We start from the raw sequence: 12930 nt of genomic DNA, 5'->3' as shown, positions 1-12930 counted from the left end.
TGCCTTGGACAGACAGACATAAATCGCCAATAAAGCGTCGGCTCACTCCACAGGGACAAGCCTATTGTCGATCTCCTTATCCTCGCATGGGCAGTATAGACTTGAGGCATGGACAGGAAAGCGCTGGACACATTTCAGCACCTTGGCAAACGGGATACCAAGCACCATGATCAAAGTGATCGCCTTCGATGCCGATGACACGCTTTGGGAAAATGAGCAATTCTACCGCCTGACAGAGAACGAGTTTCATCGTCTGTTGTCCGACCACGCCGAGAGCGATCATCTCGAAGAAAAACTGCTGGCAGCCGAAAAACGAAATCTTGAGCTATATGGCTATGGCATCAAGGGCTTCATGCTGTCGATGATTGAAACGGCGCTTGAGGTCACCAGAGGGGATATCTCCACACAATCCATCGGCGCAATCCTTGCTATAGGCAAGAGCCTCCTGGCCCATCCCATCGAGTTGATACCCGGTGCCGAGCAGACCCTTGATGCCCTCGCCGAGGACTATCAATTGTGGCTGATCACCAAGGGCGACCTGTTTGATCAGGAGCGCAAGATTGCGCAGTCAGGTCTTGCAGAAAAGTTCGACACCATCGAAATTCTGGCGGAAAAATCCACTCACGCCTACGAGCGCATTTTCTCGCAACACAGCGTCTGCGCGGACGAAATCCTGATGGTAGGGAACTCGCTGAAGTCGGACATCACTCCGGTGCTGGAGGTTGGTGGCTGGGCGGTCTTCGTCCCGCACGATCTGACATGGGCGCATGAGCATGTTGACGAGCCGATTGCTCACCCGCGCTATCGCCGGATTGCCGCCCTTGCCGAATTGCCCGCTCTTGTTGAGACGCTGACACCCTGATGCTCTGGATGCATCAGGTCCGATCAAGATAGGCCGAAAGCCCGCGGCGCTGACCACCCTGATCGTCAAAGTTGGCCAGATCCAGCCAAGCCTCGAAGCCAGCTTTCAACTCCGGCCATTCCTTGTCGATGATTGAGTACCATGCCGTATCCCGGCTCTTGCCCTTGATGACCATGTGCTGGCGAAACAGACCCTCATAGGTAAAGCCGAAACGCTCGGCAGCCCGTTTGGATGGCGTGTTGTCATTGTGACACTTCCACTCAAAGCGACGATACCCCAGATCCTCGAAGACATGCTTCATGAAGAGGTAGACCGCCTCGGTTGCCCCTTGTCTGCGCGCGATGCGCGGCCCCCAATAGATCGCGCCAATCTCGATGCCCCCGTTGTTGACATCAATGCGCATCAACGACTGGCGCCCGGCAACCTGGCCACTTTCCAAGTCAATCACCGCATAGGGCAAGCAGTCACGCCGCGCGGCTTCCCGCCGCGTCCACTCGATGAATGACGCTTCGTCCGAGGGCGGGCCTTCGAACAGCCACCTGAACTTTTCTTCCTTGTCCGTCACATTGGACGCAGCAAACAGCTCGGCGCCATGTCGGTCTGCATCCAGCGGTTCAAGGCGAACATAGCGCCCCGCCAGCACCGTGTTGGGAGGCCAGTCGCGGGCGGACCATTGGCTCAAATCCTGATCAGTCAAAATCGAAATACCTTTTATTGTTTCTTGTTTATTGGTTGGACAGGTCACGAGACCAAAGCAGAGCGGTCAATAGCGCTCGATCTGCTGCGCACCGTCGGCAATGTCATAATAATCCCCCTTGTCCTTCACGAAAATATGCTTGCTGACATGAAGGTTGGTTGGCAGGTCAAGGCACCCAGCCGCAATGCCGATGCCATCTTCGTCATTCATCCGGTAGAACAGCGAAGACCCGCAATGGCCACAAAAGCCGCGCTTGGCCCAATCAGAGGATTCATACCAGCGCAAGCCTTCATCTGCGGTAAAGCGCAAGCTGTCAAACGGGGCATGCGTCGACGCCCAGAGATGACCACTGGTCCGTCTGCACTGGCTGCAATGACAAATCGTGACGCTCTCCCTTACGGCATCAACCTCGAACTGCACATGCCCACAGTCACAGCGCCCCTTTATCATCGAACCAGCCCTCCTTTATACGGAATTTGTTATTTGGCCAATTTAGCAACACAGAATGCTTCGAGACAAGATCGATCTCACAGGCCAAGCGAAACCGGATTGGCAAGACGGGACTGGTCAGCGGCGCGGCGCATGGATACAGTACCGGGAATTGCCCTCGTTGAAAAAGTTGTATTTATGACCGCCCCAACACTCACCTTCGACCAGATTTCCCTTTTCTGCCTGTTTGGCCTCGTCTTTGCCATGCTGCTGTGGGGGCGTGTCCGTTATGATCTCGTCGCCTTTGGCGCTCTGGTGATCGCGCTGTTGCTGGGCCTTGTCCCAAAGGAAGAGGCTTTTTCGGGTTTTGGCCATCCGGCAACCATGATCGTGGCGTTGGTTTTGGTGGTCTCGCGCGGACTGGTGCTCTCCGGTGCCGTTGACAGAATCACGACGCTGGTGGTCGATGCTGACCGTTCACTGCAGAGCCACGTCTCCATCATCGGAGCAATTGGCGGCCTTCTCAGCGCGATCATGAACAATGTCGCGGCTCTGGCGCTCCTCATGCCGGTTGACATTCAGGCTTCGCAAAAGTCCGGCCGCAGCCCATCACTCACCCTCATGCCCCTCGCCTTCTGCACCATTCTGGGCGGCATGATCACGTTGATCGGCACACCGCCCAATATCATCATCGCCTCCTTCCGTGGTGAACAGCTGGGAGAGCCGTTCTCGATGTTCGACTTTGCCCCCGTGGGACTGGTTGCAGCCGTTATCGGCACGCTGTTCGTTGCCCTTGTCGGCTGGCGTCTGATACCCGGAGCGTCGGCCAGACGCGACGAAACCCAGGAACTGTTCGAAATCGGCAAATATATCGCCGAGGTGGTCGTCACAGAGGACAGCGAAGCTCTGGGCCAATTTGTAAAGGATCTGGATGCGGCGACCGAAGAGCATGACGTTGCCGTTCTAGGGGTCATCCGTAATGGCCGCCGTCTCGCCGGCAGCAGCCGCAATATCGAGCTGAAGGCCAAGGATATTCTGGTGCTCGAAGCTGGGCCTGAGCAGATCGACAAATTCGTCGGCTCTCTCAGTCTTGGCTATGAGCGCAAGCCGTCGGAAGCGCCCGCAGCGGCAAACGGTATGGAACTCATGGAATGTGTCGTGCCAGCCGATGCCCGGATTGTTGATCGCTCATCGATGTCTTTGCGCCTGCTCTCGCGGCGCAATGTGACCCTGCTTGGCATCTCCCGCCAGGGCCGCCGTGTCTATCATCGGGTGCGCAAGGAACAGATCCAGCCTGGTGACGTCCTGCTCCTGCTCGGCCCATCCGGAGCGCTGGCCGATACGGTTCGGTGGTTGGGCTGCCTGCCGCTGGCCAATCGTGGCCTGTCTCTCACCCAGCATGGCCGCGCGGGTCTTGCTGTGGGGCTCTTTGCCGCCGCAATCCTTGCTGCCAGCTTTGGCTTCGTGTATCTGCCTGTGGCCCTTGCAGCGGTTGTCGTGCTCTATGCCCTGCTCAAGATCGTGCCCATCCGGGAGCTCTATGACACCATCGAATGGCCGGTCGTCGTGCTGTTGGGATCAATGATCCCCTTGGGGTCAGCCCTTGAGAACTCAGGCGGCACCAGTCTCATTGCCGGGTCCATCGTGTCCCTGACCGACGGATTTGCCCCCGCGATCATTCTCACCATTCTGATGGTTGTCACCATGACCCTGTCGGATGTTCTCAACAACACAGCCACCGCGGTCGTTGCCGCTCCCATTGCCATGGAAATCGCGTCCCGATTGAACGTCAATCCCGACCCTTTCCTGATGGCCGTCGCGGTTGCCGCCTCTTGCGCCTTCCTCACCCCCATTGGGCATAAGAACAACACGCTGATCATGGGCCCCGGTGGCTATAAATTCGGCGATTATTGGCGCATGGGACTGCCGCTCGAAATCCTCATTATCGCAGTTTCTGTCCCGGCCATTCTAGTCTTCTGGCCGCTTTGAACGCTTGCTGTGCCCAAGGCTCCGGTATGTTGTGCAGGCCATAATCTTTGGAAAAGGCCAATGGGCGTTGGCATTCCTTTGGCATTCCCGTCCGATGCACCTGCACCGCGCGCGAACCGATATGCACAAAGGCTTAAAATTCGTCCGCTTTTCGATTGCACCGGCTCGTTGCATCAGCTAAGAAAGCCGGCATATCCCGCGCGTGTTGTTTCTCGGTCACACACGGTGAAGCCACTTGTCACCCTTGGCGACACGGCTCACTCTCGATGACACCGGAACCCGAACGCGTCAGGCACCCGTAGCTCAGCTGGATAGAGCGCTGCCCTCCGAAGGCAGAGGCCGCAGGTTCGAATCCTGCCGGGTGCACCAAATTTCCTCAACAAATACAGAATCTTAAAAAAGAGAACTCTGGAGCACCTCGATTGCGCCCATGATATGGCCCATGAAATCGCCGGTACAACGCGCTATTTCCTGGGCTTCTTGTTATTCCCTTCCATTGCACTGACAGCCGAATCCTGAAAATCAGGATGGTGATGGAGGTAGGTTTCCTCGATTGTCCGGATAGAGGTGGCAAAAAAGCTTGCTGCATCGGCAGGCGTTGCGCGGTTCCGCATAGCCCATGTGATGGCCGTATGTTTCAAGGTGTGCCGATTGACATCCGTGATCGCTGCATCACGGCAAATCCGCTCCCAGCCTGTCTTGATGTCCTTGACCTTCTCACCGCGATAGGTAATCACACAGATCGGATTGTTCTTGCGCCAAAGTCGAGCGTGCAAGAGAATCTGTCTTGGCAAGCGGGCCGGCGTGCGTTCTTTGTCGGTTTGCCGTTCCTTCGCGCCAGCACGATAAAGAATTCCGTTTTCGATATCGATATGACCCGCAAAGTCGGACTTTTCCCAACCGAGATTGAGGATGGCGCTTTTTCGGGTGCCGGTATAGACCGCAACCAGAATGAACTTGGCAATGTGCCTCGTCTCTGGATTTTTGCGTGCCACTCTCAAGAGCTTGGCGACTTCCTCTCGGGTCAACCAGCGATCGCGGCCAGAAGGCTTGTTGGGCAGATGGACAACAGGAGCCTTGAGGAGATATTCCTCGTGCTCACAATAATTCAAAGCAGCGCGAAGAACGCCCAACTCACGCCGAATTGTCCCATCAGCAACACCGCGCTCTTCAGCATATTTGCGACAATTGTTTTTCTTGACCTCTGCAACGGTCTTTTCGCCCCAAAAGCCCATCAGTGCATCAATGGCATATCCCACCCTTGCTGGGTCGGCCGTGCTTGGCGCATGTTCAATTGCATAGGCAGTCAGAACATCGGCCACAGCCATATTGGAGGGAGAGACCAGATCTCGCGTCGACCATTTGGTCGCGAGATAGTCACTCAAGAACTTTTCAGCTTCTTCGCTGCATTCAGGGCCGTAGCCCGTGCTTGTCTCGTTGCCCCGGTCGAGGATGACATAGACCGGCGAACGACCTTGTCTCTCCCGGAGAAAGAGGCGCGGGGGTTTGGCTCTACGCGGCATAGTTCAAACATGTCCTTTATGTTCTGATAGGTGGTGTAGTCCACGCCTCCCATCCGGTAGCAAACCAGATTGCCCTTATCCCGCTCATTGCGAAGTGTTTGGGTTTTGCGGCCCAGCAACTTTGCGGCGGTTGCCAGCGTGATATAATTTGGGAGCGTTTGAATTTCCTCAGCCATTTCCACGGACACCATCCCATTCAATTTTTCAAAGCATCTGGAATTCAGCTGAGTTCGAGAAAATCCGGATCAAAAATGAAAATTTTACAAAACTGAGGTAACCGCATGAAATTAATGGGAAAATTATTTTCATGCGGGAATTTTGCGAACCGCTGCGGTTCGATGTTCTTTGATGAAGTCGAATTTCTGACTGAAAAAAGCTGAAATTCTCGAAGGCAGAAAACATGGTTTTGCCAATTCTCATGATTTCTGCCCGGTCAGACGCTGGCCAGTCCGGGCGAAATCGATGGCATGATCAATACAGAGGAGAAGACTGCTGCCTCGTTTCTTGAGCTCGACGGCTGACAGCCAAATCAATCAGGGCATCAACGCGCGCCCGAACAGAATTGAACCGGTGTCTTGTTTTACCAGTCAAACTCCCGAGGACAGGTGTCTTGGCCGCCCCGCATACAAACCAGCCATGGTCGACAGAGACCGTAATCCTTTTGCCACTGTTAAATCGTGTTGCACCTTTTAGGCCTGCCGCAGCAATGGCAATCGGATGCACGACGAGCGTCCCATAACCACCCTCTGATTGGCTTGTTGTCTTAGAGCCGCATACGAGGGTGACCAGTCTAACGCCCGCAATATCCCGGACATCATGCACCACGCAGGGACGGGCCTTGGACGGTCGCGTTTGACCGCCTTCATCTGACGGAAATCGAAACATGACAACGTCGCCCCAACTCAGGTTGTCTTGCCAGATTGGCTTGTTTGATCGTTGATCGGGCTTGACCTTGATGAGCATCAGTTACTCCATTCGTTGTTTGGATAGTCTCTGACGCCTTTCTTTGCCCTTTCCCAAGAGGATCGGATCATGCGCGGCGTCACTAAGGCTGCCGCGGGTGATCTCGATCCCTTTCAGAATTTTTCCTTTTGCCTTCATGGCTTCCTTACGTGAGTTCGGACTGACATCAGGAGAGAATGGGGTTGGCCCCCATTCTCCCAATTGCTGCTCGAGACCATCAGAAGCTCTCAAGCACCCCACCCAGATCTTTCCGTTTCCCGATGCGTCCAGTATTGAAGGGCATCAAGAAGATGAAGGCGATCTTCCCGGATGCGATCGGGTTTGCGGATGAATTGCATGCGAAGCAGATCGATGTCAGCCAATCGACCGATCACAGGGGAGGCAATCGTAGTAAAGCCCGTTTCATCATGAGGGATTGAAACTGTACGGGTGTAATTGAGTGAAAAGGACAGTGGCTTTTTGAGTCCGGCCATCCGCAGTTTCTCCGCTTCGATGACGGGAATTTCCAACGGTTTCTTTGATGCAGCGTCGATATCTCTGCCGTGCCCCATCAGCAGCAGTGTTTGGGACTCGGTGGAATAAATGTCGATTATGACAAATGCATTGAACTGCTCTGATCTGGTTGACGAGACAGCAGCAAACTGGACAACATCGCCCCGCTTAAGGTCGTTCAGCCAGTTGGCGGGGGATTGAGATTGAATGTTTGTTTCAATGGGACTATGGAGAATTTTGTGCCCTGGCGTGGTAACTCTAATATGAGGAGACCCACGTATGAGCATCGACAAAGCCCTTTTGGATCATCTGATGGAAGGCCGCAAAGCGGGCGATCTGTTCGGAGAGGACGGGATTCTGCAAGAACTGACCAAGGCGCTGGCCGAACGAGCCCTGAGCGCCGAACTGGACGAGCATCTGACCGAAGAACGCGCCGATGCGCCGCCTGAAGGCGCGAACCAGGCGCCAAATCGTCGCAATGGCCGCAGCCAGAAGACGGTGACCACCGACAGCGGGAAGGTCATTCTCGACATTCCCCGTGACCGCAACGGCAGCTTTGATCCTCTGCTGATCGCCAAGTATCAGCGCCGCTTTCCCGAGTTCGACACCAAGATCATCAGCATGTACGCGCGCGGGATGACGACCCGCGAGATCCAGGGGCATATCGAGGATATCTATGGTATAGAGGCGTCCCCGAGCCTGATTTCGGCGATCACCGATGCCGTGATGGAGGAAGTGACCGCCTGGCAGAACCGCCCGCTGGAACCGTGTTATCCGATTGTGTTCATGGACGCGATCCGGGTCAAGATCCGCACCGACGGCGTGGTTCTGAACAAGGCGGTTTTTGTGGCCCTGGCTGTTCTCCCGGACGGCACCCGCGACGTTCTGGGGCTTTGGTTCCAGGCCAATGAGGGTGCCAAGTTCTGGGCTAAAGTTCTCAGCGATCTGCGCAACCGTGGCGTTCAGGACATTCTCATCGCCGTCGTGGACGGTCTGAAGGGCTTCCCCCAGGCCATCGAGGCAGCCTTTCCTCAGACCCAGGTCCAGACCTGTATCGTGCATCTGCTGCGCCATTCCATGAGCTTTGCCAGCTACAAGGATCGCAAGGCCGTCGCAGCGGCTCTTAAGGCTGTCTACACCGCTGTGGACGCAGCAGCCGCGGAGACTGCGCTGGCGGAGTTCGAAAACAGCGACCTTGCCGCCAAATACCCGGCAATCGCGCCGAGTTGGCGCCGGACTTGGAACGAGGTGATCCCGTTCCTTGACTATCCGCCCCAAGTGCGCAGGCTGATCTACACCACGAACGCCATTGAAGCACTGAACTCGAAAATCCGCCGGGCCGTTCGCTCCCGCGGGCATTTCCCCAGTGACGAGGCAGCTGCGAAATTGATTTATCTCGCCCTGAATGCTACTTCTGTGGAATGGAAACGCTCCGTGCGCGAATGGCACTCAGTGAAAAGCCAGTTCGCAATAATGTTCGAAGATCGTTTCCAAATGGCGTAATCAAAGCGCCAGGGCACAAAATTCTGCATAGTCCCGTTTCAATGGGCATTTGCGCCTCCGTTCAGATTAATTTCCAGACACGAACGCCCTTTCTTTTTCTGATCAACAGCAAAACAGATTGAGCGCGGCATCGCATAGGAGTGCCGCGCTCAATCTGTTTCGGAGTATCAAGAGTTGAATGAATTCAAGTGGTCACATCACATCAACATACAAACCATATCTATGATTCCTTTGCATAAATTCAGCACAGCATCCCTAGAGCTGCTATGTCTTGAGTTTCTATGCATACTCGGCATCTTGATCACCGACGGTCTTTTCAATAGCTCTCAATAGCCCTTGAGCTTGCTCCACTCGATAGCGATCAGCATTCACTTCATAAAACTCGGCGCTCGTTGCGCTCGCATGGCCGACCAATGCTCTTGCCACACTACGATCAAGGTCATTATCCATTGCGCAATAGTCATAGATGAGCGTCCGAACGATATGGGCGCTGTGACACGTGTGCTCCGTCATATTCCTACGCAACCATTCTGCGCTGTAACTCCGGAACCGGCGTGCAGGATTGGCAAAGAGAGGGGAATTGCATCGCTCATCATATTTACTCCAAAGAAATTCGGGCCTACAGTCCATAAGAAGCACGGCATCTAGATATGGCGTCAGGCAATCAGGAAGCCGACCCTTGATCGCTGTGCCAGTCTTGGAAGTCGCAAGATCAACAAGCCATCCTTCACTATCTCGGCAAAATTCCTTTCCAATCCGGCCTTCCCTCAAGTCCTTTGCTCGAATAGGCAATTTGCACAGCAAAGCAATTGCTCCAGCAAGAGTGAAGTCTCGTCTTCGATTTCGTAAATTTTCTTCAAACGGCGCTTTCATCAGAATCTCATTGGCAGTCTTTGCCAAGAAAACCAGATCAATCGGATTCTTGGCCAACTTGATCTCTTTTCGCCGTACATCATTCCTGCTCGCAAATTTTCGAGCATTTCGCCTCTTGTGCAGCGCATCAACAATTGTGTCTGGATATCCTGCCTGCTTGGCAAACGCCCCAAGGCTATCGCAATATGTCGCCTCTGAAATTCGAGCGATTGGATCACTGTGAAGGTCACGTGCAAAAGCCTTGGCAGTGTCCATCGTAAGAACGGGCTCCAAGTCTCTTGCCTTCGCGGAGGTCAAGAGTCTCCGAATGGCAGTTGCCATCAACGTGATCCTATCATCAGATTGAGCCCCAGATGAGCAGATGTGTTTGATCTCCGACAAGAACGGCTCAGGCAGATCCCCATATGGCGGCGCTTTCGGCAGGTCTTTTGCCTTACTGCGTTTGATGGTTCTTGCCTGTTGAATAATTTCGGTGTCTGGACTACCCGGATCAATTGCCGTCAGCACCTCCGCCAGATCAGAAAAGGCAGAAATTCCCTCTGGAAACTGAAGAGCATGATCCAGTGTCAGTTGGTTGACTTTGGCACAGTGACGAAGCCAACGATCCAAGAGACGGATAACGCGATCCGTGACTCCCACCGAAATCATATCTGGCACCAACACCGCATACGGCGTCCAATGTGAGCCTCGTGTAACAAGATCGATTGGTCGTCGGTCTGACGTGGCACTTTCGAGCGCCCATTCAATCCCTTCACCAGTTTCATAAGCGTAGCGACGAAGCAGTGATTTTTGGACGATAAGTGAATCCTTTGACCAACCCGCCTTCTTCAAACGATTGATCATTGCGGAAGCGGTCGCAGAATTGAGTTCTGCAACGAGTCCAGTCTTTGTTGCAGTCTCCACCAAACACCGGAGTGTTGAAGAAATACCAAAACGGTTCTTCTGCAAAGCTGAAGAGAAATAGGCTTGACCATTGTCAATATCGCGGAGGAATTGTCGCATGCTGAGAGGAAGTTCTGCTTCGGATAATTCGAATCTCATCTTCTAAGTCCTTTCTGAAGTGCGCGATTGACATCAGAAAGTCCGTTAAGGCCTTGTTGTGTCTTGTCTTCGATATCGATGAAAGCATAGGTTTTATCGACAGTTGCAGGCTCGTCTGCCAACAAGGCGGCAATCACCTCAATATCGGAGTTCGGTTGGTTTTTGAGGATCGAAGCGATTGCGTGTCGCACTTGATGCAAATTCATGAACAGATCGACAGAAGCGGTGGCGAAACGCCAAGATCTGTACAAGTTTTGATACCTAGCTCCTCCAAGAAGCAAAGTATCATCAGGCTTTGATAAGCCCGCCATAATCAATGGCCGCGCTTCTGAAAGCCACCAAAGAAGGATTGTCCTTGGGTCTGTCTTTCCTCGTCTGGAAATTCTTGTAACAATCTTTCGATTGTTTTTTACCATTTCCTTGGGGATGACAATCTGCACATCCTTGGATTTGTAAGGAAGGAAAACATTTGCCTCCTCGCCTTCAATCGTCAATTGCGTCAAATTCGTCGCACGCAAAGGAAGGAATGTGAGGATTGCGGCAGCTGCGGCCGAGAGAGCCCAATGTTGAGCTTGTGTCTTTTCGTTGAACGAAAGGTTTGAGTAGTTGGCAATCATCGACGCAGCCTTGTCGTAGAAGATCGCCCCCAAATTAAGAAATTTGGCCTTGTCTTGGCTGGACTTCATCAAAGATCTGCAGAATTCTTCGTTTTCTTCTGTCATTGGCTGCCATTTGGCAAAGTATTTTTGCTTAAAAAACTTCCGTTGCTTAGATTTCAATTTTGGATTGAAGCGACGAAGAAAACGAAAGGTACCTTCTAAATTCTTGCGCACTGTCCGCTTCTTCAGAGGGGTCCAGTAAAACTCTCCGGCCACCTCAGATTCAAAAGCGGCGGTTATGCACCCTATGGTGGCAAATGTAGATGGATCCGGATCCGCGTTCAGGTCGAGGAAGTCGAGCTCGACCATACAGCTGAAAAACCAGCCCACGGTGTCACGTACACTTTTGATGGAGCTTTCAGCGCATGGGTCTTTGCGCATCTCATCATCATCCGACAGGTCGTCATCATCGAGCAAATCGTCGTCATAAAGTACGCCCAATCTCATGTCAGATTGCAAATCTGCGATTGCCTGTTCACATTTTGGCGGGAGCGCAGGAGTTACACGACGACGGGTGATGACCGGAATTTGATCGATTTTGTGAGGCAGCAAACCAGCCGGACAATCGAAATCAAGATCATGAAGTTTATTCAAGACGGAAACCGCCGTCCGTATGGAAGACTTTTGACCAGAAGTTGCTTGTTGCATCCATATGGCAACCAACCCAGAAGTCAGCTGGAATGGTTGTCGCTCGTTCTGTCGCGCAAAATTTCGAAGAACCATGACAGCCACAAGATCGAATTGGTGCAGGCCGCACCCCTTCCTCTTTTCTTGGATAAGGTCTGAAATGATCTTTTCCAGATCTGTCCAATCATCTTGGCACGCTCTCAACTGATCTCGTCTTTTTCGTTCGCCCGAAACGTGATCGATCAGACTTTTTGTTTGGTCATACCAGTCTTTAAAGCTACCGAACCGAGGGAATGGGGCAGGAAAATTCTTGTTCTTCAAGAATAGTTGCCAGCGTTTTACGAACGCTTCTGGATCTGCAGGGATGCGCAGAAGATCGCAATTATAAACTACAGCGCATTTGTTTGCGCATTCCGGAGCATTCGGCCGGCCATTCCGATAACATCCGGCCACCTAATCCGGAGTATCCGGCCACCTTTGGCGTGCCGTCTTGAGGCCTGAAGATTTAGGTATCAGCTTTTGTTGTTTTCGTCACCCGTTTTGACATGGGTTTTTCGGAAGGACTGGCCTTCGAGTTCGAGGCGATATGCGTTGTGCACGAGCCGATCGAGGATAGCGTCGGCGAAGGTAGGTTCGCCGATAACCTCGTGCCAGGTTTTCAGCGGCAATTGGCTGGTGATCAGGATTGACCCTGCACCATATCGTTCTTCGACGATTTCCATGAGGTCCCGTCTCTGGTTTGCATTCAGACGGTCGGGTCCCCAGTCATCGAGGATCAGGAGTTGGGTTTTGGTAAGGCTTCGAAAGAGGCGCGGGAAGCGCCCGTCTGCATGGGCCATCTCCAATTCGCTAAACAGACGCGGCACACGTTTGTAAAGCACGGTGACACCACTTCGACAAGCGGCCTGGGCGAGCGCACAGGCTAACCAGGTTTTACCGACGCCACATGAGCCGGTGATCATCAAGTTCCGTTTGTCCCGTATCCATTTACCTGTCAGCAGTTGCTGGAACAGCGCCTTGTCCAGCCCACGTCTGGTTTTGTAGTCGACATCTTCTGGGGCGGCTCCGACATGGCGCAGACGTGCGGTTCGCATTCGGCTCTCGAACCGCTTGGTCTCGCGGCTGGCAGCTTCTCTGTCGATGAGTAGCCCCAGCCATTCGGCGTGGGTCAGATCAGCCGTTCCGTCTTGGCTGGCCAGCTCGGTGAAGGCCTCTGCCATGCCGTCGAGCTTGAGGCTATTGAGCTGCTCCAGGGTTGGATGTGTCAGCATA

General features: G+C 53.5%; 11 protein-coding genes and 1 tRNA gene. 4 read left to right on the top strand and 8 right to left on the bottom strand.

Annotation, left to right across the window (positions count from 1 at the left end; all coding sequences use genetic code 11):
• Positions 1-166: 166 nt before the first annotated feature.
• Positions 167-862, top strand: a complete 696-nt coding sequence (locus CPH65_RS12900) for an HAD family hydrolase (protein ID WP_096173825.1) — start codon at positions 167-169, stop codon at positions 860-862.
• A gap of 13 nt (positions 863-875) precedes the next feature.
• Here the strand turns inward: CPH65_RS12900 and CPH65_RS12895 are convergent, their stop codons facing one another.
• Together CPH65_RS12895 and CPH65_RS12890 are read right to left on the bottom strand one after the other, a co-directional pair.
• The gene (locus CPH65_RS12895; RefSeq protein ID WP_371359339.1) at positions 876-1559 is read right to left on the bottom strand and encodes a GNAT family N-acetyltransferase; all 684 of its coding nucleotides are present in this window, start codon (positions 1557-1559) and stop codon (positions 876-878) included.
• 66 nt (positions 1560-1625) lie between these two features.
• A complete protein-coding gene (locus tag CPH65_RS12890; protein WP_096173824.1) occupies positions 1626-2009 on the bottom strand; it encodes a GFA family protein in 384 nt (127 codons plus the stop codon).
• A gap of 177 nt (positions 2010-2186) precedes the next feature.
• Between CPH65_RS12890 and CPH65_RS12885 the strand changes: the two genes are divergently transcribed.
• Complete coding sequence (locus tag CPH65_RS12885) at positions 2187-3977, top strand: SLC13 family permease (protein WP_096173823.1); 1791 nt, start codon at positions 2187-2189, stop codon at positions 3975-3977.
• Between the two features lie 292 nt (positions 3978-4269).
• Positions 4270-4346: transfer RNA gene (locus CPH65_RS12880), tRNA-Arg, on the top strand.
• Positions 4347-4441: 95 nt separating this feature from the next.
• Here CPH65_RS12880 and CPH65_RS12875 read toward each other — a convergent pair.
• The 3 genes from CPH65_RS12875 to CPH65_RS23895 all read right to left on the bottom strand — a co-directional run bounded on the left by CPH65_RS12875 (position 4442) and on the right by CPH65_RS23895 (position 7242).
• Positions 4442-5500 (bottom strand): tyrosine-type recombinase/integrase, encoded by a 1059-nt coding sequence (locus tag CPH65_RS12875; RefSeq protein ID WP_096173822.1) that lies wholly within the window; start codon positions 5498-5500, stop codon positions 4442-4444.
• Between the two features lie 471 nt (positions 5501-5971).
• Entirely contained in the window at positions 5972-6463 is a 492-nt protein-coding gene (locus tag CPH65_RS12870; RefSeq protein ID WP_096173821.1) for a hypothetical protein, read from the bottom strand.
• Between the two features lie 227 nt (positions 6464-6690).
• A complete protein-coding gene (locus tag CPH65_RS23895; protein WP_157747672.1) occupies positions 6691-7242 on the bottom strand; it encodes a hypothetical protein in 552 nt (183 codons plus the stop codon).
• On the opposite strand from CPH65_RS23895, the gene CPH65_RS12860 reads away from it, so the two are divergent.
• Positions 7235-8458, top strand: a complete 1224-nt coding sequence (locus CPH65_RS12860; protein ID WP_096171576.1) for an IS256 family transposase — start codon at positions 7235-7237, stop codon at positions 8456-8458. The genes CPH65_RS23895 and CPH65_RS12860 overlap by 8 nt on opposite strands.
• 279 nt (positions 8459-8737) lie before the next feature.
• On the opposite strand, the gene CPH65_RS12855 is transcribed toward CPH65_RS12860, so the two are convergent.
• From CPH65_RS12855 to istB, 3 genes are all read right to left on the bottom strand, one after another.
• Entirely contained in the window at positions 8738-10372 is a 1635-nt protein-coding gene (locus CPH65_RS12855; protein WP_096173819.1) for a hypothetical protein, read from the bottom strand.
• On the bottom strand, positions 10369-11979 hold the full coding sequence (locus CPH65_RS12850) for a hypothetical protein (protein ID WP_096173818.1): 1611 nt from the start codon (positions 11977-11979) through the stop codon (positions 10369-10371). Before CPH65_RS12850 ends, CPH65_RS12855 begins: the two co-directional genes overlap by 4 nt.
• A 191-nt stretch (positions 11980-12170) precedes the next feature.
• Positions 12171-12929, bottom strand: a complete 759-nt coding sequence (gene istB, locus CPH65_RS12845) for an IS21-like element helper ATPase IstB (RefSeq protein ID WP_096171581.1) — start codon at positions 12927-12929, stop codon at positions 12171-12173.
• Position 12930: the final 1 nt, after the last annotated feature.

The organism is Cohaesibacter sp. ES.047 (genome assembly GCF_900215505.1).
Lineage (GTDB): Bacteria > Pseudomonadota > Alphaproteobacteria > Rhizobiales > Cohaesibacteraceae > Cohaesibacter.
The sequence above is the reverse complement of the archived record's forward strand: the minus strand, read 5'-3'. Positions and strand labels throughout refer to the sequence as shown.